This window comes from Lancefieldella rimae ATCC 49626 (assembly GCF_000174015.1).
Classification (GTDB): domain Bacteria; phylum Actinomycetota; class Coriobacteriia; order Coriobacteriales; family Atopobiaceae; genus Lancefieldella; species Lancefieldella rimae.
Window position 1 is genome coordinate 21,831 of record NZ_ACFE01000003.1, and the last position, 24,840, is coordinate 46,670.

The window sequence follows — 24,840 nt, forward strand, 5'->3', positions numbered from 1 at the left end:
TACCATAAATAACCCAAATTAGGATATATAACATCATCCCTATTAGGGCATATCCATCAAGGAAATACCCCTTGTCTTTTTACCGTAACAAGGGGTACAAGAAATCTTTTTATCGTTGTTGAAATGGCTTACAGCAACTCAGCGTCAAGAACTCTTAGAAGCCGCCGCCTCCGCCGCCTCCACCAAAGCCGCCGCCTCCGCCAAAAGAGGCTCCGCCGCCAAAACCGCCGCCGGAACTATTACTTGAGCTTGCAAGTGAAGCCGTAGATACGGTATGGGAAGAAGCAACGGTACTGCCAACAGCAGAAATAGCATTACCATGGCCAAAAGAATCCCCGTAGTAATACCATCCATACACTGGCATAATGCGAGGATCTTCCAAAATTTCAGGACACGACACCTTAAGCTGCTCAATAACTTTCTCGGAAACACCTAGTGCAACAGCCATTACCAAAAGTTTGTTCCACAGAATAACATCCTGCGGTATTGCTTCCTTAAGGTGTGTAAAATTCAAAAGCCAATTTCTTAGTGCCTTTGTTTTGGCAAGCGTTTCAATACCATCACGATTCATTCTGTCAAACCCTGTAATGGTAAGGCCGGCAGCAATGCCCACAATAGCAGCGGGCACAACGCCAATGAGTGTGTTAAGAAAACCAATACCAATACTGAATCCCGCAACAACACCAAAAATAACAAAGCAAAATTCAATGGCAGCAACAATTATCATTGTGCTCGTTCCGTGAAAAGGAATAGGATCTTTACCAAAACGAGCCTCATAAGCAGCCTTTACGGCATCTTCCCATTTATCGTACGCATCCGAAAATGCTTCAGCGTGCTCTTTCGCTACCTTTTTAACATCGTCCATCATAAGGCTTTCATCAGAATTTCCTGCCTTTGAGGCTATTGTTTTGAAGAAGAGGTTAAGGGCAGCCTTATCAATTTTTTGTGCCTGTGTTGCCATACTTCCCGTAACGTTTTTCCCTGTACTAACCGGTGCATCTTTAAGCTTAGTGAGGCAAAAATCATCCTTCTCTCGGCCGAAAGATTTTTTCACTTTTACCTTATCCAGACGAATTGATTTTTCATCGCTTAAATGCATAAGCGTTGCAGTAAGCGCAGATGAATCAATCTCTTCTCCCCTATACAGCATGCCAATAACCGCAGGGTGATCTCCGGAGGGAACATCCCTGAAATACTCGTCCGTAAATTCAGGAGCCATCACCTCACGGTACTTTTTGCGCATACGAACCATGAGAACAAAGCCTCCCACCGCAAGTATCACGGCAAGCGCATAGAACCCATAGACGATGACACGAGCAAAAGCCCGCTGTCTGTTGGCCTTATCTGCAAAACCTTGTTCCTCAGAAAGGATAGAATTCAGCTTAGAGCCGGATACACCGTGTGCCTCTGACAACCACTCAGCAGGAAATACGATGCGAGTCTCCGCAAAATCCGATTCACCGATTCCCGGGAACCTGCAAGTGACCGTTCCACCAGAAATAGCAACACTTCCGTCAAGAGGACCGTGTGCCCATGCCCTCACTGTACCGTCTCCGGTGGTTGGATTTTGTCCGGCCGGAACAGGAAGATTGATTGTACACACCACATTGTTGGAGCCGGTTTCCCAGCCATCAGAAACAAACTTCCAATAAAGCTCTGAGGTGTCGTCCCATTTGGTTGCCACATTGGTAAGTGTATAAGAGATGGTAATATCGGCGGTTTCGTTGCTATGCGCCGAATAAATTTTCAGCTGTTTTGCGGAACTCAAGTCGCTTACCTCATAGTACTCAGGTCCAAAGCCTTCGTCAGACAATGTCCTCGTACCGGCTTTATCCGCTACAGTCACGCTTGTAAAAGTAACGTCAACATTCTGACCGTTAGCCTTATTGAATCCTTGCGGAATCTTCCAGTAGACCCCGTTGTACCTCCCTGAAAAGTCGAATGTACGGGTTTCTGTTACATCTATCGTTCCATCCGAATTAACCGTCGCCGAAATGGTGACATCTGTTACATTCAAGGACTTTGCATAGGCAGTATGAATCGAAGTAAGGACAGTAAGACAGATACAGGCCACTATAAACGTAAAGGTTAAACACAGTTTCTTATACGCCTTCGAGGATAGCATACGTGACATAGTAACTCCTTGAATTGGCTATACCTACGATTTACTGACGTTTACAGGATACCACCCAACTAAGACAATAAAAAAGGTTTTCCGAATCTTGGCGCTGTAAACGCAACGCGTATCACTACCTCACGTCTCTATTTTTAAGGAGCCATCTCTTCAATTACCGCCGGAGGTAAGCCTTCATCCCACTGCTTACCTATCTCATCTGCCTCAGCTTGAGCGTAAAAATCTTCTTGATTTGATTGACTCCGATTGTCTGTATCAACAAAGGGCACCTTAGATATGAGGTTACTCCTCGAAGGCTTCTTTTTGCAGAAATCGAACAGACAGTCGTAGCAGACTCCCATATCTTGGAAAAGTCCTTCTCCGCATCTTGGACATATTTTGACTTGGTAGCTCATACTCTTCTCCTTTTCTTTTGGAATTTCTTCTTTGAACCGCGGAAACGCACATATCTGAAATAAAGTAATGCTCTCCAACGTTAAACCATGCGCCTGCATCCGAATATCTCTCAAAAGTGCTGTAGGCTTGTGGACATGAAAGAACTTTTCCTGGCAAGACATTTCTAAACGAAGCAAGCACCTCACCATACTGAGACATAAAAGCAACATCGATATTCTGTCTCATCCCAAAGGTATGAATGGAGCGGCATCGCATAAACGCCACTGCTTCGCTACTACAACAAAAACCAAGCAGACCAATCAATCTCTCCCGATGTGTCTGCAATAATCGAAATGTAAAATGCGCACTTGAAGCTTCTGATTGTAAGGTTACTTTTATCATCTAAATCACAACTCCAGACTTAAACATATCGACAACAATTGACTTTTCATGTGACAACTCAAGCGGAGCACCGTACGAGACAATTGGGAGATTAAGATTTCTGGGCCAAGGCTTAAACTTCAAGGTACAGATATATTTCACATAGTGAGGTAGAAGGCAATTAGTAAGCGATCCCTCGGCAAGACCTTGGTCTTCGCAACGAACAGAAACGGAACAGGAACCCTCCCTTTGCAATCCTGAGGCTATATCTCCTTCCAATTGAGCGCATAAAGCACCCGTATCTACACCTTGGCTTGGAGAAACAGCTTGAGAGATAACCGTATCCGAACTCAGGACGTCAAATGCTGCGCAAGCGTCGATAAATTCCATAAGATTAATCGCAATCAACGCTACTACCACAACCACGGGAATAAGGACGGCAAGCTCAACGGTCATTTGTCCGTCTTTGTTATTCAGAATCTTCATGTTACTTTCAACAGCTTCTTGATATTGACTTTGATAGGAATGCTTCCTCCCACAATAGGGATGGGAATTTCGGCTAATGTGATTTCAGAAGGAAGATCTTTTATTACAACTCCTCCTATTACTTTTGCGTATTCCATAAAACTCCCTTGCTCTGGAAGATCAAGAATTGCCTTACGTATGGTTGCTTCTTTTGAAAATCCAGCTCGAGAAAGAATGTTTTCACTGTTGGTAAGTACTGGTCGCTTCAATCTCATATCAACTGGTTGAAGCCCCGCTCCCTCTATCAGCGTTTTCAATTTTCCTTTGAGCCATGTACCGACACCTGAAAAAATACCATCAAGCTTATCGAGAAACCCTGTTGCCTGAGAGCTAATCTTCTTGTATGCCGATCCATAAGAAACCAACAAATTTCCCCAAAGCCCGAAGATGTCATCTGCGCCTTTACCGATAAATCCTGCTTTTTTGGAAAGAGAATCAAAAAAATCCGCTAATACATTGTTTTCTTTTGTAGCCTCATCAGGCGCAAGTACCGCTCCTGATATAGCCGAACCCTGTGGCAAACGTGAATGTGCAGCAAAAACCGCAGAAATAGAGCTCGCCGGAAGTTCCGTTTCTCCCCTTGTTGCAATAGCTACACAACCCCATGCTCCAGGTGGACAAAGTTTCGGACGTATTGCCGAAAGCTCTTTCAAAATTTTTGCAAAGAGATCTTTTGACTGACTGGCGAGTTTCTTTACTTCCTTATCAATTTTAGCAACCTCTTCTAATGCCTCTTGATAGATTTTTGCCTCGTCGCAAACGATTTTCCAATAATGCTCAAAACCATTTTCGATTGAAGTGGATGCTGAGGCCACCTTACCCATATCTTCAACGCCAAGCTTGCAGTACGGGCACTTCTCCACAGTGCCTGCGTCTAAATCAGAAAGCGAAGCATATTGAGTAATTTCCCCGTGTCTTCCAGGGCAATTTACATCTGCATGAAGAACGGTCTTCCCATCCTCAACCGAGCAAGGCCACAGCGCATCCGTATATAAAGACGTTTCTTTCATTTCTTGCACGTTACGAGGTAGTTCGGGAAATGAACATTGAACCGTACCGTCCTCATTTTCTCGATAAGACCCGCTGCAAATTTTTTCATATGCATATTGGTAAAAAACTTTTCGACAGGCTGAATCGTTCCTTTCTTCTCCGGTAGCTCCCCCAATAACCTCCTGTACTTCTCGCGCCTTGTAATATGCCCGAGCGCGCATAAGGGGTACGCCAAATGACCATGTCTCAACAGAGTTATAGAAAGGATTGTCTTTCCCGTCGAGCATGGCGAGAGAGTGCGCCCTCTCGTACATACAAAACGAGGGGGAGTTACCGCAATCCGCTCTCCATGCCCGCTCTTTTGCTTCATTTGCCTTCTTCTGAGCTTTTTCTTTTTGCTCCGTCTTGTCCTGAATTTCTTTACTCTTTTTGGTAAGTTCCTCATCATTGATATCGCTATCAAGCGAACCAAACTCAGATTTTGACTGTAGGGGAAACGGAAGAGCAGCGCCCGTATAGTGCAAAGATCCCTTTGAGTTTGAGCGTATACACGCATATGATTGAGCCGCGATAAGAGCGGGCATGATTTTTTCAAACGATTGAAGCCCTTTTACAACGCTCTGAGAGAAATCTCTCCGTGCCTTTAGAATAGACGATCCTGTTTGACTTAACTTTGCCCCTGCAGCTTGGAGTCCAGGAACACACGATGTTATTAACCCTGCACCAAGGGCGACAATACCTGTAAGACCCATACTAAGGACACATGCATCCAAAACGGTAGCCACGGTTGTGTATTTTGCAACAACGTTTTCCCCGGCCAGAGCACCTGCATCAGCGATTGATTGCGTTTCGTAGCTATCTGTCAGAACCTGCCCTACGGAAACCAAACTGAAGAGGAGTGCAAGAACAACAAGCAAGGTTGTTGCCATGGCAACCGTTGTAAACCCTCCTGAATCATGTACGAAAATATTCATAAATGGCGCACGATACATCTCATCAGATTCAACGGGCATCTGAGATTTTGAACGCCCACATAGTGCGCCTCTAGCTCCACATATGAATCCATTCTGCATAGGAACCTCCAAGCCACTTGGGACGAATCTTTTCCTGAACGCGAGTTGAAACGACATACCCTTGTCCATCATTTTTACCTGCTAAAGAAAGCAACCACCCAACAGGAGGGAGAGGGTGCATGTGTCCTGTTATCTTGACGTAAACTTCTTGGTCATCCTTTTGCAACTCAATGTTCCAATCCTCTCTCCCGCCAGCATGAAAAAGAGGAATTTCTGGAATAGCTCTGAGACGTCTTTGTACATAACTCCTACATTGATGCACATCAGTTGATGTGCCATATAAACGAGCAGCCTCAGATGCAGCTTCACTCATAACGGTCCTGGTATACAAAATGCAAACAGGCTGTAGTAATACCGCAAAAAGAATCAAAAGAATCGGAAGGAGAATCGCTGCTTCAACAGAAGATTGTCCTGTTGTGTCGTTGGTAGCGCCTCTAGTACAAAAGCACATCTTTAAGTGTCTTTGAAAATTCAGGAGATAATGCATGAGATGCCGCACGAGTTGCAGACTCAATAAATAGCCCCGAATGCACAGCTTGCCACAGCGCAGTAAGAGTGACAACCATTGCGAGAAAAGCAAAGAGAACGACAGCATACTCCAAGGTTGATTGTCCACTTTTATCCCCTATCATTCTTGAGAGGCTATTTCTTGTATCTCTTGAATCGTTACATGACATACGGCAACCTTTCGACTCGATCCTTCGTCGCTAATGAGACATATATCAACCCATCCACTTCCTTGGAAAATACAGCTCCACACGTTTCCCAATACATCGAGATATCCGGAAAATATAGGGATTGAATCACCCTGCTCTTCATATGAGCGCAGCAGCTCTTCTCCAACTTCTTGAAACGACTTCGTACTTTCCCATGTTTGTTGCGGGTTGGAAATCAATTTTTTATGAAGATATTCAGATACTTGCCTATCTTTTGAAATATCTACTGGCCTTTGAGTCTTTTCACCAGGCTGTCCGGAAATACCTTGCTCAAATTTCTCTGACTCAGATGCAGTTTGTGTAACTGTTTTGGGCAGCAACAACAGTCCTAACGTTGTGAAAACAAGGCATGCAATAACAAATATTGCCACTGAATGCTTTTTCATGAACATCACAGTGAGTTAATTCCTGTTGTAATTGCATTCCATAGCTCAGTGATTTTTCCTTTAAAGGCAATAATGGCAACTATTGCAATAACCACCAAAACTCCCACAAGAATGGCGTATTCAGTAGTACCCTGCCCATCCTGATTGTGATAAAAGGCTTGCAGACGAGAAGTAACTCTACTAAGACGCGTTTTATCAAACATTTTATCCTCCTTTTATAAGTGTTTACCATACTGAAAGAGCCGGACCTAAAAGTGGTCCAAGAATTGCTATAAGCATTGCAGGAACAATAAGCGTTCCTAAAGGAAGAAGCATCTTTACCGGCACTTTTTCTATTTCAGCTTCAAGTGCTGCCCTTTGATCATCTCGAATTGTTCCGGCTTGCCGTTCAAGTGAATCCGAAAGAGGTGTGCCAAACGCAAGAGACTCGGTTACCACAGAAGCAAAACTTAAAAGAGAGGTAATGCCATATTCCGCTGCAATCTCTTCAAGCGCAGTAGATCTTGTCGTAGCACCCATCTGCCAGGAGAGCAGCGCCTGACTCATTTTTTCCGAAAGAACACCGCTACAGCGATTGCAATATAAATCGAGTGAAGAATCAAACGAGAGACCGGACGACAGCCCTAACGTGAGAACGTCTAACATACGTGGCATTTCTTTAATAATGGCGTTCCGTTGATGTGCAATTCTCTTCCGCTTGGTTACTTCTCTTACTATTTTTAAGATACCCGCCACGCTCAAAATTTCTTGAAGCCAAGAGTTTAAACGCTTGGATCTCAAGCCATGATCTTGAGTTCCATGTTTCTGGATGGGACTTTTTACACTTGTGAACAGCCATACCGAGCCCATTAAAGACCCCGCTACACCTCCCACGAAAACAATACGTAAAAGCATCATCACAACACCTTTTTCATCAATTTCCGAATGATAACTAGTGCACCTGCATCCATTCCTAATGCAAGAAGCGTGCAAATAATTCCTGTCGTTGTAGTAAGACCCTTTTGAAAATCAGGAGAAATAAGTGAGAGCACGCCAATGAGAAGAAGCGGCAATAAACACACAATTCGTGCAGAAAGACGTACTTGTGCCGTTTTAACGGAGAGCAGCCGCTCAAACTCTGACTGTCTTTCTACCAATGTTGCCGTTCTGAGGAAAAGATTACGAAGAGGACTTCCTGTCCGATGAGATATAACAAGTGCGGTTGCAAGTAAACTTGAACCTGGAACAGAAAGATCGCAAGCAAGCTCCTCTACAACAGACTCAACAGGCATACCACAACGCAATTTAAGAGACGCTCGAATAAAATACTGGGCAACTGCTCCATGTGAATGATTCCCGACATATTCAATAGCCTGTGAGAGCGTCTGACCTGACCCCAAAGCAACCGAGAGTGTGCGATAAATTCCCGGCATACTGTGTGATACTTCAAGCTTAAGCTTCCGGCAGTCATTTTCATATTTCATAGGTATATACGCTATAAGAGCTATAGCAGTAAAAAAGACTCCTGCCACAGATCTAAAAAGCAACCCTATAAGAAATGCCACTCCTACAATGCTTAAAAGAATTTCAACGCATGACTCTTCAATATCAATGTGAGTAATATCCCCATTTACCTGTTGCTTCCACATTTGTGCTACATGCTTCCAGCAAGGTATCTCACACAAACTTGAAATAAGCCTCGTGTGGGCAAGTGGTTGCACAAGATTGATAATTATCGCTTGAACAGAAGCTCCGGACTTTGATGCCCCTTTCCAGGTCTGCACAAATCCTAATAAAAGATAGGTAAGTGTACCTACTGTAAGGCAGAAGCACAAGATGCTTGCTTTTCCCATCTTTCCACCTCCTCTTGTGAAAGTCGTCTTTCTTTCTCTGCCGCCGTAATAAACGAAGGAACATGATTGAGGTGCCATTGCCGTGTAAACGCATCAAAAGAAATACACTCTTGTATGCAAATAGTCCTATCCTGTTGCCAAAATAATTCCGAAATGGAAGTAACGTAACGTCTGCCATCAGGTAATCTTTGAGCCATAACAATGAGATCAAGTGCAGATGCAATTTGCTCTTCAATAATATCGGCAGGAAGATCCATTCCAAATCGGGCCATAAGAACCAATCGCAAGATTGCTTCTTTAGCGGTACCTGCATGAAGAGTAGTCAGAGAACCATCATGTCCGGTATTCATCGCTTGAAGCATATCAATACATTCTTCACCGCGAACCTCCCCAACGATGATCCGGTCGGGTCTCATCCGAAGTGCGTTTCTAACCAAACGCCTAATTGTAATTTCTCCTGTTCCTTCAATTGAGGCACTCCGCGCTTCAAGCCGCACAACATTGGGATGAGCGTCAAAACGTAACTCCGCCGAATCTTCAATGGTTACAATTCGCTCTGATACATCAATCTCGCATGAAAGCGCATTGAGAAGGGTTGTTTTACCGGATCCCGTTCCTCCAACAACCGCAATACCTTTTCTCATTTTCACTGCCCAAGAAAGGAGTTGAGCAAGCCATGATGGAAGTGACCCTAATTCAATCAAACGTGAAAGGGAAGTGATCTTTCCGGTAAAACGCCTAATAGTCACAGCAGGTCCATTAATGGCAATAGGTTCTGCCACTGCATTTACTCTATCTCCATTCGCAAGGCGTGCATCAACAATAGGGCTCACTTGGTCGAGACGTCTACCAAGCGGCGCCAAAATACGATCCATAACAATAAGAATCTGCTCTGGAGAATCAAAGACTGCATCAGCTTCACGGATCTCACCGTTCTTCTCGTAAAAAAGAGATCCGCATCCGTTAATCATAATCTCCGTTACTTCAAGATCCTCTAACAGTGGTTGAATGGGACCAAGCCCACAAATCTCATCAACTACTTGTCGAATAAGCTGTGCCGAAGTTTCAAGTTCAGGTACGTCAAAGGAATTCTCGTTAAGAATTTCCTGACATGCCACGGTCAATTCTTCGCGAACATAGCCAATATCGCCTTGTTTCATGAGCTGAGAAATAGTTGAAAGTCCTAATTGACTTACAAGCTTCTTTTTTAAATCAGACCTTTGTTGAGACAGTTGGCTGTTCTGGCCTAAGCCGCCTTCCCTTGAATCAGACGTATTATTTGACTGAGCTGCGTGTACACGCTCTAACACTGACACTTACCCCACCTCCTTTTGCTTTCTAAACAAACCTAAGAGACGGTGTTCGAGTGACCACTTTGATGCTTTGTTCGCTGCATCGCATTTTGGTAGTGCTCCCAAGCCTAAAAAGAGCTGAGCGAGCGTTGCTGCGAGCGAATTTGAAAAAGGTGAAGATTCCTGAAGCAGCATTGGCAACTGCCCCGATGAAATGAGAGACAAGACATCAGGGCCCCCATCAAAAACTTGATATTGTCGCGCCGCTTCAAGTCCAATTTCTGCTCGACCCGTAGAAATGTCTTGTCTCAGCCGAGGGTCAGCTTTGTTCTCAATACGAACAATCCGCGTGCGAGCAACACCGAGTCTCACTGCAAGACTACTGGTTCTTGACATGGACGCAAGTGAAAAAACCGGTCTGCCTGTTACTATGACAAACCTATCGCTTAGTTGAGCTGCCTGCGCGACAATGTCCGTTGGTGTTGTTGAAGTGTCTACGATAACCACATCAACAATGCCCGAAATTGCCTGTATTAAGTTACCCGCAAAAGGAGTAACCATCTCTGCCATTTCCGGTTTTAAGCAAGGTCCCCATAGCAAGATATTCTCTGCTGCCACAACGGCTGACGCCTTAAACGACTCAATGTCTCTCGGTCCATTGACCGCAAATCTCGCCAAATCATTCAATTTGGTATGCGCAAAGCAGGAATAAAGATTTCCGCAAGAAAGGTCCAAATCGATCAGACCAACCTTCATGCCCCATGAAGCAGCGATAAGAGCAAACGAAGCCGCAATGGTTGTCTTGCCCACCCCTCCTCGTCCTGAAGCTATTGTCAGGATTGGAGCATGTGAGATTTCAGAAGGCGGCACAAGGCTTTCTAATGTGGTGTCAGCTTTCGGAGAAGAAATGGAATTTGGAAATTTATCCAAATCAAAATCAGGCAAAGCCGGAAGAACATTGAGACCCCCGTCAACAATTTGGATTCTCCCGGCTTTAGCGAGCTCAATAATTTCGATAGGATCAAGTACCAAATCAATTCCGGCACGGGCGGCACGCGATCTGAGGGATCCCGAGGCGTTGCGACGAACAAGCACCACTGCCCGAGCGTTTCCATCGTGTGATATCGCGGCAGCTAGATTAATATCCGAGACATCTCCTTGAAAGGAACCGATTGCTACCGAGTATTCATCAGGCCGAGCTTCACTCACTAATTGCCGAAGATCTGAAGCGCTTTTTACAAATTCACAATTTCCCATTGCACCTAACGAGGAAAGAACTAAATTAAGCTCAACGCGATGCGCAATATCAGAAAATGCAAGCCACTTCTCTTTTACATTCATTCTTCCTCCTCGTTTTCCCGAGTGGTACGAGAACCTTCCTCGTCATTCGTCTGATGAGTATCAACAGGTACATCAGTTGATTCATGTTCTTGTAGGGTATTTGTTATGCTTGGCTGTACTTCAGTTGGGGCATTTTCTGTTCCCAACTTCGACATATCAACTTCATCGCCAGGAACCACCAGCCTAAGAGTTCCTTTCGCTTCAGCCGAAAGAATACTTGTCATATCTTTTGGTAAAACTCCCACGGTTAGCGGTGTGCTGGAAATGTAGACACTTTCTCCGGTATCTGAAAGCAGCGTAATCTGCGTTGAGAGCAACCTGATACCGTGATCTGTCATCTCGTACGCCGCAAGCGTTGTCCCTGCAGCAACTTTTCCAACCAGACCGGTTTTCTCGCCATGAGAAATAGAGATCCCTACAAGACCTTTAGGAACCGTTACGGTAGTTTCATTTGTCCGAAAATTAAGTTTGGTGAGTGGTGTTCCGGCACTTATAGGAATTGTTACCTGTTTGCCCATAATATCGTCGGCATTGGTAAACGATCCTTCGGGAGCAAGATCTGAAACCCAGCTTTTTACCTGAGTGTTAGATGATGAAATGGTATCTCCGGCCTCAATGGGTTTTGTGGCCACCACAAGATTTACCACTTCCCCACCGTAGCGCTCAATCACCTCGGCACGCGACTGCTCTGCCTCGGCTTTAATCTGGTTTCCATACACGATGCAGCACAACACCGCGAGAAGAGCACATGCACCCGAAAGTACGAATCTAAAACGATGTGACATTCAAACCCTCCAAACCGTCTTGGTAAGGAGATTGTCACTGAACCCCTCTCACACGAAGTCTACTTTCTCAAAAAGCCCTTCCGTAATCTGACGCGTATCTGACACGAAACTGACCAAATAAGTATTATCAGAGGTAAAAGTTCTATTTCACTTTCATGTTAGTTTAAGTTTTGATGGAAATTATCATATAAAAGTTTTTAGATTTTCATGCGGTATACAAAACTCTTCACCAAAAAAGAGTCTCCATCTCAAATAAGAGACAGAGACTCCAGGTTCTTCTCGCCAGCGAGGTCTGGCCAGAAAGAAACACCTACTTTTGAAGAAGCTTCTCGTACACGTCGATAAAATCCTCGGCTATGACACGGAATGTTTCTGCTTGCATCAACTGGTCTTCTGCATGAATCAAAATAAGTGAAAATTCAATGTCACCCGAATTGACAGCGGACTGCTGAAGCAGGGAGAGGTGTGTTGCGTGGCCTTCGTTGAATATCTCAGTACCCAATGCAACATCGGCTCGGGCGCCATTAATATCCCCTTCCTTCGCCTTTTTAATTGCTCCGATATACATCGATTTTGCGGTTCCTACCGTAGCAATAATTTCAAATGCAGCTTCCTGAGCTGCGGTCATTTCGTCGTCTGCTGCCATGTACTTCTCACCTTTCATCAAAGATCTACAACGTGCAAGCTAATGGCTTACTTGTTATTGATAATCTCCTGCGCATCATCCAAAATCTTTGCAGCATTCATGCGTCCGTAATCTGCCATTGCGATAACGGCAACAGGAATATCGCCGGCAGCAGCTTCTGCATCAGCTTTGGCATATGCAATCTGGGGACCCAGCAGAAGAATATCGGCTCCTTCGAGCATTTCGAGAGCTTTATTAAGTGGATTGGCAACAATCTCGACATCAAGCCCACGTGCAGCCGCTTCTTTTTTCATCTTCTGAACCAAAAGACTTGTTGACATGCCGGCATTGCAAGCAAGTAAAATCTTCACTTCATTCCCCTTTCAAAATTCCGGTATCGATATATGAGCCGGACGTATATAAACTGTCCGACTCATATAGTACGCATATACCTACTCAGAATCGGTATTCTTAAGTGCTTCCGCCTGCTTTGCTTGGACGCGCTCAGAAATGCGCATAAAGGGCAGGTAAATAGCCATCGCAAGTACAACCTCAATAACCTGCCAGATAACCGCACGGAAATCACCCGCAGTTGCAAGCCAACCGCTGATAAAGACCGGCGTAGTCCAAGGAACCATAGCAACGCACGGGCTAATAAGGCCAAGGTTGGTCAAAAGATAGGTCAGACCGATGAAAAGATCCGGAACAAGAACAAACGGAATGATCAGCGGGAGGTTATAGACGATGGGATAGCCATAGATAACCGGCTCGTTGATGTTAAAAATACCAGGAAGTAAAGACAGCGCCGCAACATCTTTGGATGCTTTGTTCTTGGAGAACAAGAACGTATCAAAGAGCAACATCAACGTGCAGCCAGAACCACCGATAAGGGCAAAGGTATTAATAATCTGCATGTTCATATAGTGATCTTGCGGAATGGGCTGACCGGCAGCAAAGGTTGCCATATTATCCACAATAAGCATGGTCAGGATTGGCTCAACAAGAACACCGGAGATGGTGGACTGGTGAATGCCAAGGCAGAAAAGCAGGTTAGCAAAGGTATAAATGATAATGACGGCAAAGGGTCCGGCATTCATAAGACCCTTGAGCGGCGCTGAAATACCCGTTGCGATCAAAGCCATAAGGTTCGTGCTGAAGAAAACGCTCAAAAGAGCAGCAGCAAGAGCAAATACTGACAGCGTCAACATCATAGGGATCATTGTGTTAAAGGAGTCGGCAACCGCAGGAGGAACGCCTTCTCCAAGGTTAACCTTCAACCGCTTAATGCTTGAAAGCTTAATAAAAAGCGTCGTGGCGAGAAGACCAATGATAATGGCACCAAAAAGACCATTGGTGCCCGTATAAGAAGAAGAGAAAACACCCGTAACATCCACACCGGAAATCTCATAATTTGGAGGGAAGTTTAAGATGAGATCTTTCATGGGAACGGTAAGTGGAGCGGCCGTCTTATCAACGGCGCTTGCCGCATGAAGAGCAGCACCCGCTGTTGCCACAATAGTCTGAGGCATCATAATAATCAACGAAGCAATGCCGATGACTACGCAAGAAATTGCATTGTCAAAACGCTTATTTCGAGCAAGGCAATAACCGATAATACCTGCAAGAATAACGGCAGAGAAGCTCAGAGTACCCTGCGCAATGGAGGCACCCCAAGTCTGGAACTTAGCAAGCGTCTCTGCATCCCCGCCAAATATCCATGGGAATAAAACGTTGTTAATAAGTACTGCAACGCCGGCAAGAATATAGATAGGACTGACCGTTGCAAATGCGTCTCGCAAGCTCCTCAAGTGTACTTGATTACCTACTTTGGCCGAAACTTCCGCAAACTTGTCGAGAAAGGACGGACCGGTTTTCTCAGATGCCATAAGGCTCTCTCCTTTCGACTGCCGTTACTTAGCTAACGACATGAGTCATGGCCACTTGACGCAGCCAACTTGCTGATTTTTTAAGGCGACGCTCGTAGTTATTTTCGAGATCAACCTCAATAAAGCCATAACGATTCTTGAACGCATTTGCCCAAGACCAGTTATCGATAACTGCCCAATAATGATATCCGCGGCATTTTGCGCCATCCGCAATTGCCCGCGCAATCCATTCCAGGTGACGACGGACAAAGTCAATACGATAGTCGTCTTGAATGATGCCTGTATCATCCTTCTTCAGATACTCGCGCTCAACGCCCATGCCGTTCTCAGACACAAACCACTCAAGCTCGGGGTACTCATTGCGAATCTTCATGGCAAAATCGTAGAGTCCCTGCGGATAAATTTCCCAACCGCGTGATACGTTCATCTCTGCATCGGGCCAAACGTAAGGATCCGCAAAATTTGGAATTCCATTTTCATCGGTATCTTTTGCAGGAGCCTGTACCCGTTCCGGATGATAGTAATTACACCCAAGCCAATCGACCTTTGCATCAGCAAGAATCATCTTGTCTTCAGGGCGAACGGGTAACTTTACGCCGCGTTTATCAAGAGATTCAATCACATCCTGTGGAAGCTCTCCTTTTGTCACAAGGTCAAGCCACCAGCGGATGTTAACACCGTCTGTCATCCGAAGCGCTTCAAGATCTGCTTCTGTTGGGTTTTCTTTTGTATATGGTGGTGCAAAACAGTTAATGAGACCAATGCGAGAATCCTCAAGCATGAAACCCTCTGCCTTTGCAGCATGGTACTCACGAACGGCTAAAGCATGAGCCACTGAGATGTTGTATTGCACGGCACGTGCACGAGCATAGTTTTTAATAAAGGGATACCAGCCGCCTTGGGTATAGCGCATTTCCGGCTCTACGATAGGCTCGTTAAACGTAAACCAATAGCGAATTTCTTTGCCAAAGGTTCTCAATGCAAGACGCGCATAATGAGCATATGCCTCAACTACTTCACGAGACTCCCAGCCTCCACGCTTAAAGAGATATTCCGGCATGTCAAAATGATACAGATTGATAAAAATCTCTATTCCTGCCTCTTTCGCATCAGCAAAGAGCTTGTGGTAGAAGCGCTCTCCTTCTGGATTCAGATTCCCATTTTGGTCCAACAATCGGCTCCATTGAATAGACGTACGCACGGAAGTGAGGCCAAGTGATTTTAAGAGCTTAAAGTCTTCATTATGACGACGGCTAAAGTCATTTCCACCATACGATCCCACACGATTATAAAATGCGGTAATGTCAAGGTTTGACCAAGTATCCCAAAGATTTGGGAGTTTATTGCCATCCTGCCACATACCTTCTGTTTGTGGACCAGACATAGCGGCACCAAAAAAGAAATCTTTTGGCAACGTATAGGACATCTACACATCTCCTCCCTTATTCTTCTCGCCGTATTCTTTAGAATACGGTAAATATATACTACTTTACATATCTTCTAATTAAAGTAGACATGTCAGGTTTACTACATATGCTATACTACAACAAATTGAATGAAATGAGAACGACTAGTTAAAGAATTTCCGGTGAACGTTGGGAGGTAAGCCACCATGCTTAAGTATGAACTGGTGATACAGGATCTTAAACGAAGCATCTCACAGGGAACCTATGCTCCTTATTCTCAACTCCCCTCCATTTCACAGCTCTGTAAACAGTATGGCGTAAGCAAGATCACGATTAATAAGGCACTTGACGCCCTTCAATCACAAGGGCTTATCTCCCGTCGAAGGGGCTCCGGAACCTTTGTGAAGAAGCTCGAGGACTATACCCAAATTAAACCGAGCCAGGAAGTTTCAGGTCAGATGGAAGGTTTCCTTGCAGAACATACCGCACGAGGCGAAAAAGTACATACTAAGGTTTACGTCTTTGAGGTAGAAAGGCCATCTGAATACATTGCACACGCACTTGACATAAATCAACAGGACTTTGTATATCGCATTATCCGTGTACGTTACACCAATGATATTCCTTTAGTTATCGAATACACGTATATGCCTATCGACGAAATACCCAACCTCAAAATGACCCATTTAAACACATCAATCTATTCCTACATCGAGCACGATTTGGGGTTAAAGATAGCCAATGCACACCGTGTGATTAGAGCAGTGTTACCTACCGTAAAAGAGTGTAAGCGGCTTAATATCGAAAATGACGAGCCCATGCTTGAAGTTGAACAAATCGGATATCTCGATGACGGGCGGCCGTTTGAATATTCCATCGCACGACATGCTCACGGATATGAGTTTTTGACCATCTCCACTCACTAATCGAAACGTCAATGACGCCATATGCTCTTCGCGCCTGGAACCCTTCCTAAAGCACCACATCCGGGTCAAGCAGCCGAGCAGAAACTTGCATCTCATGCGCAAGAGACAGATATGCATCAACCTGTGCCGATGAGCACTCTCCTGCCCGAAGAGCTTCCCTCACGCCGCAACCCGGCTCATGCACATGGGTACAATCCCGAAACTTACAGGCAGCCGCCGCCCGAGAAATCTTAGGAAATACCTTCGCCAAACCCTGCTCATGGCCCGCTACCGGAAGGCTCCGTAACCCCGGTTCATCCACGATGATGCCGGCTTTGGGAAGGGCAACCATGCGCCTGGCAACGGTCGTATGGCGTCCGGCCTTGTCCGAGGCTCTGACCTTTCCTGTCTCAAGTGCTTCATGGCCGAGAAGGGCATTTAAAAGTGTAGACTTACCGGCACCGGATTCCCCAAGTACAATAGCGACGCTTTCCTGCGGAATTTCCTCACGTATTGCATCCATGCCCCAACGTGCATGGAACTTTTGTACAATCTGCTTCATCTCGTCGCAGAAACTCTCATGAGATACTTCAAGTTTTGATGAAGTTACAATGGTGGTAACTGCATCTCCCAGCACTTCGTGTGTGAGAGTAAGATGACGTTTAAGTGTTGCAGGACTTACACTGTCGGCTTTGGTAAGTACCACAACTGCACGCACATTGCTGTCAAGCGCGATCACAACACTGCGCACAATACGGTCGATTGAGGTCTTTCGTTCATCGAGAGCCTGTACGACAAATGTCACGTCAACATTTGCGGCAAGCGTTTGCTTCTCGCCCCGCGCACTTCCACGCCATCGAGCTATCTCACTTTTACGAGGAAGAATTGCCTCAATGATGCCCATGTCGTGATTGAGTGGGATTCTTGCACACACCCAATCTCCCACGGCAACCTTAGAATTGTCACCTTTGGTAACCCGTGCGGAAAACTCCGCGCGAAAAACGCCAACGCTTGACACAACTGCCGGAAATCCTCGGTCAAGACGAACGACACACGCAAGTTCAAGTTGCGCAGAGGAAACACCTGCTTCTTGAAGACACTCAACACAAGAACCATAGGCATCTCGTTGAACTTGCGTTGGTACAAGTTGATCAAAGGACGGCACATCTCTCAAAGCCGAAAGAGCCGGCAGAGATGCCTGTTTCTCGTTTAACTTCGACGATCTCGAAGTTTTCGCCCGCTTGGTCAAGAAACCCGTCCTTTCGACCTGCTTTAACGCTGCCTTTCGATTGCGCGCATGACAGCCTTGTAGATTTCCATCAATGGAATAATCGCAAAGGCCAAGCCCATTGCGATGGCATATTCCTTAACGCCGATTTCAGCAAAGCCAAAGGCCTGAGAAAGTGGTGTCTCTATGGCTATATAAGTCAGGATCAAAGAAACTACAAACGATCCCCACAACCAGATATTTTGGCTCTTAAGTTTGAAAATAGACTCCCGGCGGCTCCGCATATTAAATGAGTGGAACATCTCAACCATCGAAAGCGTTAAAAATGCCATTGTCATACCATCAATACCTGCAGCAGGATTTGCAAGAACCTGGGAGATATCAAAGGTACCGTACTCAACATAGTGGCCAATAAAATAGCTCACCAGCGTCAAAACAGAGATGATAACTCCTTGTACGATGCAATCTAGACCAAGCCCCTCAGAGAAAATGCCTGAGCGAGAAGAACGCGGCTTGCGATTCATAATCCCCGGCTCCGCCTTTTCGGTTGCCATTGCAAGTGCGGGCAGTGAGTCCGTGATGAGATTGATCCAGAGCAGATGCGTAGGTTGTAAAATAGTAAAGCCCACAAGAGATGCAACAAAAACGGCGATAACTTCTGCCAAATTGGAGCTCAAAAGGAATTGAATGCATTTACGAATATTGTCATAAATGCGACGGCCTTCCTCGCACGCGGCAATAATGGTGGCAAAGTTGTCGTCAGCAAGCACCATGTCCGCAACACCTTTGGTTACATCAGTTCCGGTAATTCCCATACCGATGCCTATATCAGCACGTTTGATGGAAGGCGCATCATTAACTCCATCGCCTGTCATAGCGGTAACCATACCTTTTTTGCGCCACATATCTACAATGCGCACCTTGTGCTCGGGCTGTACGCGTGCATATACCCCAAGCGTTTCTATCTTCTTTTCAAAGTCTTCGTCCGAGATTTTATCCAGCTGAGCCCCCGTAATAGCTTGGTTGCGATTGTCAATAATACCCAGCTCAGTTGCAATGGCAATGGCAGTATCAATGTGATCGCCGGTAATCATAACAACACGCATGCCGGCACTGTGGGCTTCTTCAATAGCCGCCTTGACTTCAGGACGCACGGGGTCAATCATGCCGGAAAGACCCACAAACGTCATGTCTTTTTCGAGATTTGAAGCATCAAAGTTTTCGGGAGCAGTGTTGCCCCAATCGCGACGGGCGGATGCCATAACACGAAGAGCCTGATCGGCCATAGACTTATTCTGGCTCAAAACATCTGCACGTACCTCATCGGTAAGGTCAATCACACCGTCACTGGTCATGATTTTTGTGCACCGTGCAAGTATTTCATCCGGCGCACCTTTGGTATGTTGGATTATTCTTCCCGATCGGGTACGCACAACTACCGACATCATCTTTCGCTTGGAATCAAACGGAGCCTCACCGATACGCGGGCGAGAAGCAGCCAAATCAGACGTAGTGTATCCATGCTTTGCGGCATCGGTGACGAGTGCGGCTTCCGTAGGTTCTCCCTTGGCAATCTGCTCGACGTCGTCCCATGTGGCATCGGAGCAAAGCGCCATTGTCCTTACATGGGCATCCAAATTTTCCGTTTCATGACGCACAACGGTCATCTTATTTTGTGTAAGCGTACCGGTTTTATCGGAACAAATTACTTGCGTGCAGCCTAAAGTCTCAACGGCCGTAAGACGGCGGACAATGGCATGGCGCTCAGACATCCGTGTTACACCCATAGAAAGTACGATAGTTACTACGGCCACGAGACCTTCCGGAATAGCGGCAACCGCAAGTGAAACGGCAACCATAAAGGTATCAAGCACCAAATCAAAATTCTGGAGCATCTCGGAACCATGTTTGATAAAGCCCGTAAAGAAAATAAGCGCACAAATAGCAACTACAAGCTTGGTAAGCGTACGAGAAAGTTGATCGAGCGATACTTGTAGAGGGGTTTGTCCGTCTTCCGCTTGTGAGATGGCATCGGCAATCTTGCCCATCTCGGTATTCATGCCGGTTGCAACAACAACAGCGCGTCCTCGCCCGTACACAACGACAGATCCGGAATAACACATATTTTTACGATCACCCAGTGCTATATCATCGGCACCACCGGAAAGCGTAAGGATCTCTGCGGTTTTTTCAACCGGGAGCGATTCTCCCGTAAGAGCGGATTCCTCAATTTTCATAGAAGCGCTCTCGAGCACGCGGCAGTCTGCCGGAACGGAGTCTCCCGCTTCAAGCAAAACAATATCGCCTGCTACAAGATCGGTAGATGCCACTTCATCGAGACGATCGTCTCGTATAACCTTAGACGTTGCCGCACTCATTTTTTGTAGAGCGGCAAGCGCTTCTTCGGCCTTGCCTTCTTGAACCACGCCAAGAACTGAGTTGACCACAACAACAAACAAAATGATTGCAACGTCTGCAATGCCACCCTCACCGGTATACGCGCCGGCAACGGCGGAAATCACTGCGGCAATAAGCAACATGATGACCATAGGATCGGCCATCTGCGCAAAAAACCGTTTGATTACGGGGTCTTTTTTAGGCCCTTTGAGCTTGTTTGGGCCGTCTTTTGCAAGGCGGCTCTGAGCTTCTACGGTCGAAAGGCCTTCTGTGGCCTGCGTGTGATAGCTGCTCAAAACGTCAGCAGCATCTGAAAGATATTCTTTCACGGTTTCCTCTCCTGGGTTGTTCTACTCGATAGATTGATGCCCGATCATAATTCCCTAGGAGGGGCAAGGGCTCACCAAGGCTGCCGTATCGAGTGCCTTATAGACGTTGCCATTCTACCGTAGAACACTCTCGCATATATAGTACTTCTCGCTAAATTAACCGTTTATAGAATAAATTCGCCCTGTCATCGAAAACCTACTTGACGAATCCTGTGTAAGTTCTCTAAAAACCAACACCTTTGCGTCTCATGAGCGGTAAAATGTAAAGCGTCTGTAGTTGGAAGTTATAGGTGAGCCATTAGTGGAGGAAGTATGAAAATCCTGTTTTACGGTACTCAGAGCTACGATCGGCACTCCTTTGATAAGGAGCTTACGGATTATCCCGATGTCTCCATCGATTACACCGAGATTAACCTCACGCCGCTGACCGCTTCACTCGCACAGGGCTACGATGCCGTTTGCGCCTTTGTCAACGCTGACGCCAGCATCATGACCCTTGAGATTCTTGCAGGCTTTGGCGTCAAGCTCGTGCTCATGCGCTGCGCCGGATTTGATGCCGTCAACGTTGAGGCTGCAAAAGACCTTGGCATCAAAGTAACACGCGTTCCCGCGTATTCTCCTGAAGCAATCGCCGAGCACGCTATGGGTCTTGGTCTTTGTGCAAACCGTCGTATTCATCGTGGATATAACCGTATACGTGAAAACGATTTCTCACTCGTTGGTCTTGTCGGTGAAACACTTCATGGAAAGACGGCCGGCATCGTTGGTACGGGCCGTATTGGTGCGGCACTTTGCCGTATCTGCAAAGGCTTTGGTATGACCGTCCTTGGCGCGGATCTCTATCCCAACCAAAAACTGGTTGATGAAGAGCACGTCGTAGACGAGTACGTTGATTACGACGAACTTTGGAAGCGCTCTGACTTTATCTCTTTGCATGCCTTCCTGAATGAGGAAAGCTACCACATGATTAACGATAAGACCATTGGTCAGATGAAAGACGGTGTCATCCTGGTTAATACCGGACGTGGCGGCCTCGTTGATACCCAGGCGCTTATTCGCGGTATCCTTTCCGGAAAAATTGGCGCATGTGGCCTTGACGTGTATGAAGAAGAAAACCCCAACGTCTACCGCGATCGTGGCGATGAGGTCTTTAGCTCAGTCACCGCAGAGCTTTGCTCCTTCCCTAACGTCATTATGACAAGCCACCAGGCATTCTTTACTCACGAAGCTCTCGCGCAAATCGCTCGAGTCACGCTTGAAAATGCTCAGGCATATGCAACAGGTAAAGAATTTATCGATAAGAGCGTGGTTTGCTAACGTTTCACCGTAAACCGCTCTTAAATAGTTTATCCGCTCGGGTATTTGCATTGTGTCTGCACCTGAGTTCATCTCAACAATGAAAAGGAGAAACATGGCACAGAAGAAGAAAACAAAGATCGTATGCACCATGGGACCTGCAACGGAAAGTGATGAGGTTCTTACGGAGCTTATTAAATCAGGCATGAACGTTGCCCGATTTAACTTCTCACATGGCAGCCATGACTACCACCGCAACATGATCGCCCGTGTTCGTAATATCTCTGCCGAACTGGGAATTCCTGTTGCCATCATGCTTGACACCAAAGGACCCGAGGTTCGCACGGGCGTTCTTGAGGGTGGCAAGAAGGTCATGCTTAACACCGGTGATGAGGTTGTCATCACTACTGACGACGATGTAATCGGAACCGCAAAGCGCTTCTCGCTTGACTACAAAAACCTTCCTCACGAAGTTGAGAAGGGCTCCATCATCTTGATTGACGACGGCCTTATCGGTCTTGAGGTTGATCATGTTGAAGGCACCGATATGCACTGCAAGGTCATCAACGGCGGCGAGCTTGGCGAGAAGAAGGGCGTCAACGTTCCTAACGTTAACATTGGCCTTCCCTCCGTTACCGAGCAGGACCGCGCTGACATCATGTTTGGCTGCGAGCTTGGTATTGACGCCATTGCCGCATCCTTCATTCGCGATGGTGAAGCCGTAAGTGAAATCCGCGATATCTGCCGCGAGATGGGTACCCCACACGTTCAGATCTTCCCCAAGATTGAGTCCGTCCTTGGCGTCAAGAACTTTGATGAAATTCTTTCCGCTTCCGACGGCATCATGGTTGCCCGTGGTGATCTGGGCGTCGAGGTTCCTGCAGCTGAGGTTCCTCACATCCAGAAGACCATCATCAAGAAGTGCAATGCGGCGTACAAGCCTGTTATCACGGCAACTCAGATGCTTGATTCCATGATCCGCAATCCTCGCCCCACCCGTGCTGAGGTTACCGACGTTGCAAATGCCATCTATGATGGCACCGACTGCGTCATGCTTTCCGGCGAATCCGCAGCCGGTAAGTATCCTGTTGAAGCCGTTAAAACCATGGCGGCCATCTGCAAAGAGACCGAGAAGTACCTCTCTGTCAAGGATACCTATCATCAGCGCAAAGGCCTCAAGAACATCAACGGTGCTACCGGCTTTGCAGCCGTTAACATGGCTCTGACCGTTGACGCCAAATGCATCATCTGCCCAACGCATTCAGGCCGTACCGCCCGCTTGGTGTCAAACTTCCGTCCGAAGCGTCCGCTGTATGCCATGTCTCCAAGCGATGAGGCAATTCGCCGTACCTGCTTCTACTGGGGCGTTTATGCATACAAGACAACCGAGCAGGGATCCCTTGCCAACACCATGTACAATGCGTTGCAGGTTGCCAAAGAGGTTGGTGTCGCCGAGCCGGGCGATTTGGTAGTACTTACCGCAGGCGATCCTCAGACGAGTCCTCGTCTTGGTGATTACACCACTTCCACCAACGTTGCCATGATCTGCCAGGTTCAGTAGGCTGAAGCAGCACGTCTTACAGAAGTTGTTACAAAAAATGCGCCCCGCTTAAGTGGGGCGCATTTTGTATGTCTGTACGTCTTACGCACGGTATTGTCGCCAAAACCGGCAACATCGTTGCTATAGCTTACGTGGCACCGTTGTCTCAGTAGTTACAGCGTGGGCAGCAACGGCTTCAAGAGCTGCGGCTTCCGCGGCCGTATTGCCAGCTTTGTGTGCACGACCATACGCATCGACATCAAGAATTGCCTGACGGAAGCGCTCGGGTGTATACCCATAGGGAGCACGACCCCACTCGTTGGTCTTTTGTGCCACTGCGAGAATGGCATCGAGATCGGCATCTTGAGAAAGCTCAGTAATATCAAGAGATTCCAGCGTTGTAGGCAATCCCAGTTTCTCATTCAAAGCAACCTGCGCCTTCAGGCCTTCAATATTGTTGTCAAACGCATACAGGACACATGTGCCAAAGGAGACCACCTCACCATGAAGGTGCTTCTCGGCACGCTCCCCTAAAATGGTAAAGCCATTATAGAAGGCATGCGCCGTTGAGGAATTGAAGTAGTACGCACCGCGCTCGGCTGCAAGATTAGTGGTCATGTTGGAAACCACGCCGGCGGTCACAATGATATTGAGTACGATGCGCTCAAACGCATCCGATGGAATACCCGCGCGCTTATCGGCAAGTGCCTGCTCGGCATAGTCAAAAAGCGGATCCACACATGCTCCTCCTGCAAGGGCGCGACCCATAAGTGGACTGTGAACGAGGTCAACATCGCGCGAAGAGAGCTCCACCTCAGGACCTTTGGAAAATGCATCGCCAATACCGGCCCAAAAATACTCATCGGGAGATTCAACGATAATTTGCGTATCGATAAAGGTATGCACGGGAAGTTCGGCCGGAATAAAGTATGTATCGGAAGAGCCGTCTTCCTTATAAAATACCGCAATGCGGGTAATGGGCGCACAATTGGAAGCAAGCGTTGGGAACGTGAAGTATGGCTTGTCCAGGATGGTTGCAATTTCTTTGCCCTCATCAATGGCACGACCGCCACCCATCAAAAAGAGCATATCGGCAGCACGAACGTCCTCACGCTCAGCAATGGCGCGGGCATTTGCATGTGTGGAGTTGGTTCCGTAGACAACCCAGCTATCGACAACGACATCGGAGCCAAGAAGTGCGTCAAGCAATCGCTGTTTGCCCTTCTCCATAGCGATCTTACCGCCGATAACAACGGCATGTGAGCCAAAACGCCTCGTAATATGGGGAACAGCCTGGTATGCATCAACGCCAACCGTATACGACGGCAAATACTCCGTAAATGTTCCTCGAGATTCCATCTTATCCATAGCTCTTCCCTTTCGTGCCCTTTTCCGTGC

The 24,840-nt window shown here is 46.6% G+C and carries 22 protein-coding genes; 3 read left to right on the plus strand and 19 right to left on the minus strand.

Features of this window, described 5'->3' with window-relative positions; all coding sequences use genetic code 11:
- Nucleotides 1-154: 154 nt before the first annotated feature.
- The 16 genes from ATORI0001_RS05080 to ATORI0001_RS05160 all read right to left on the minus strand — a co-directional run bounded on the left by ATORI0001_RS05080 (nt 155) and on the right by ATORI0001_RS05160 (nt 15,767).
- Complete coding sequence (locus tag ATORI0001_RS05080; RefSeq protein ID WP_003150054.1) at nt 155-2,134, minus strand: DUF2207 domain-containing protein; 1,980 nt, start codon at nt 2,132-2,134, stop codon at nt 155-157.
- Between the two features lie 134 nt (nt 2,135-2,268).
- Nucleotides 2,269-2,529 (minus strand): hypothetical protein, encoded by a 261-nt coding sequence (locus ATORI0001_RS05085; RefSeq protein WP_040324610.1) that lies wholly within the window; start codon nt 2,527-2,529, stop codon nt 2,269-2,271.
- A 382-nt stretch (nt 2,530-2,911) separates the two neighbouring features.
- Nucleotides 2,912-3,376, minus strand: a complete 465-nt coding sequence (locus ATORI0001_RS05090; protein WP_003149788.1) for a hypothetical protein — start codon at nt 3,374-3,376, stop codon at nt 2,912-2,914.
- Entirely contained in the window at nt 3,373-5,418 is a 2,046-nt protein-coding gene (locus ATORI0001_RS05095) for a hypothetical protein (RefSeq protein ID WP_003149999.1), read from the minus strand. The genes ATORI0001_RS05090 and ATORI0001_RS05095 overlap by 4 nt, the downstream gene beginning before the upstream one ends.
- 31 nt (nt 5,419-5,449) lie before the next feature.
- A complete protein-coding gene (locus ATORI0001_RS05100; protein ID WP_237755914.1) occupies nt 5,450-6,094 on the minus strand; it encodes a TadE/TadG family type IV pilus assembly protein in 645 nt (214 codons plus the stop codon).
- A gap of 12 nt (nt 6,095-6,106) precedes the next feature.
- The gene (locus ATORI0001_RS05110) at nt 6,107-6,580 is read right to left on the minus strand and encodes a hypothetical protein (protein WP_162010745.1); all 474 of its coding nucleotides are present in this window, start codon (nt 6,578-6,580) and stop codon (nt 6,107-6,109) included.
- Between the two features lie 5 nt (nt 6,581-6,585).
- Complete coding sequence (locus ATORI0001_RS05115; protein WP_003150021.1) at nt 6,586-6,783, minus strand: Flp family type IVb pilin; 198 nt, start codon at nt 6,781-6,783, stop codon at nt 6,586-6,588.
- Nucleotides 6,784-6,805: 22 nt separating this feature from the next.
- Complete coding sequence (locus ATORI0001_RS05120) at nt 6,806-7,234, minus strand: type II secretion system F family protein (RefSeq protein ID WP_244851842.1); 429 nt, start codon at nt 7,232-7,234, stop codon at nt 6,806-6,808.
- Between the two features lie 242 nt (nt 7,235-7,476).
- Nucleotides 7,477-8,412, minus strand: coding sequence for a type II secretion system F family protein (locus ATORI0001_RS05125; protein WP_003149898.1), 936 nt, complete (start codon nt 8,410-8,412; stop codon nt 7,477-7,479).
- A complete protein-coding gene (locus tag ATORI0001_RS05130) occupies nt 8,373-9,728 on the minus strand; it encodes a TadA family conjugal transfer-associated ATPase (RefSeq protein ID WP_003149818.1) in 1,356 nt (451 codons plus the stop codon). Before ATORI0001_RS05130 ends, ATORI0001_RS05125 begins: the two co-directional genes overlap by 40 nt.
- Nucleotides 9,729-11,045, minus strand: coding sequence for a CpaE/TadZ family protein (locus ATORI0001_RS05135; protein ID WP_003149820.1), 1,317 nt, complete (start codon nt 11,043-11,045; stop codon nt 9,729-9,731).
- Nucleotides 11,042-11,830, minus strand: a complete 789-nt coding sequence (gene cpaB, locus ATORI0001_RS05140; protein ID WP_003149718.1) for a Flp pilus assembly protein CpaB — start codon at nt 11,828-11,830, stop codon at nt 11,042-11,044. Before cpaB ends, ATORI0001_RS05135 begins: the two co-directional genes overlap by 4 nt.
- 310 nt (nt 11,831-12,140) lie before the next feature.
- On the minus strand, nt 12,141-12,476 hold the full coding sequence (locus tag ATORI0001_RS05145; protein ID WP_003149942.1) for a PTS lactose/cellobiose transporter subunit IIA: 336 nt from the start codon (nt 12,474-12,476) through the stop codon (nt 12,141-12,143).
- Between the two features lie 47 nt (nt 12,477-12,523).
- A complete protein-coding gene (locus ATORI0001_RS05150; protein WP_003149719.1) occupies nt 12,524-12,826 on the minus strand; it encodes a PTS sugar transporter subunit IIB in 303 nt (100 codons plus the stop codon).
- Nucleotides 12,827-12,907: 81 nt separating this feature from the next.
- Nucleotides 12,908-14,341 carry a PTS sugar transporter subunit IIC gene (locus ATORI0001_RS05155; RefSeq protein ID WP_003149944.1) on the minus strand — a complete coding sequence of 478 codons (1,434 nt, stop codon included), beginning with the start codon at nt 14,339-14,341 and terminating at the stop codon, nt 12,908-12,910.
- Between the two features lie 28 nt (nt 14,342-14,369).
- Nucleotides 14,370-15,767, minus strand: a complete 1,398-nt coding sequence (locus ATORI0001_RS05160; RefSeq protein ID WP_003149853.1) for a glycoside hydrolase family 1 protein — start codon at nt 15,765-15,767, stop codon at nt 14,370-14,372.
- A 186-nt stretch (nt 15,768-15,953) separates the two neighbouring features.
- On the opposite strand from ATORI0001_RS05160, the gene ATORI0001_RS05165 reads away from it, so the two are divergent.
- The gene (locus ATORI0001_RS05165; protein ID WP_003149963.1) at nt 15,954-16,673 is read left to right on the plus strand and encodes a GntR family transcriptional regulator; all 720 of its coding nucleotides are present in this window, start codon (nt 15,954-15,956) and stop codon (nt 16,671-16,673) included.
- Between the two features lie 46 nt (nt 16,674-16,719).
- Here ATORI0001_RS05165 and rsgA read toward each other — a convergent pair whose 3' ends face one another.
- Complete coding sequence (gene rsgA / locus ATORI0001_RS05170) at nt 16,720-17,901, minus strand: ribosome small subunit-dependent GTPase A (protein ID WP_003149994.1); 1,182 nt, start codon at nt 17,899-17,901, stop codon at nt 16,720-16,722.
- A gap of 23 nt (nt 17,902-17,924) precedes the next feature.
- A complete protein-coding gene (locus ATORI0001_RS05175) occupies nt 17,925-20,606 on the minus strand; it encodes a cation-translocating P-type ATPase (RefSeq protein ID WP_003149812.1) in 2,682 nt (893 codons plus the stop codon).
- A 312-nt stretch (nt 20,607-20,918) separates the two neighbouring features.
- On the opposite strand from ATORI0001_RS05175, the gene ATORI0001_RS05180 reads away from it, so the two are divergent.
- On the plus strand, nt 20,919-21,923 hold the full coding sequence (locus tag ATORI0001_RS05180; RefSeq protein WP_003150083.1) for a 2-hydroxyacid dehydrogenase: 1,005 nt from the start codon (nt 20,919-20,921) through the stop codon (nt 21,921-21,923).
- A 94-nt stretch (nt 21,924-22,017) separates the two neighbouring features.
- Complete coding sequence (gene pyk / locus ATORI0001_RS05185) at nt 22,018-23,463, plus strand: pyruvate kinase (protein ID WP_003149884.1); 1,446 nt, start codon at nt 22,018-22,020, stop codon at nt 23,461-23,463.
- A gap of 120 nt (nt 23,464-23,583) precedes the next feature.
- On the opposite strand, the gene ATORI0001_RS05190 is transcribed toward pyk, so the two are convergent.
- Nucleotides 23,584-24,810: an iron-containing alcohol dehydrogenase family protein gene (locus tag ATORI0001_RS05190; protein ID WP_003150091.1), complete on the minus strand. Its 1,227-nt coding sequence runs from the start codon at nt 24,808-24,810 to the stop codon at nt 23,584-23,586.
- Nucleotides 24,811-24,840 lie beyond the last annotated feature (30 nt).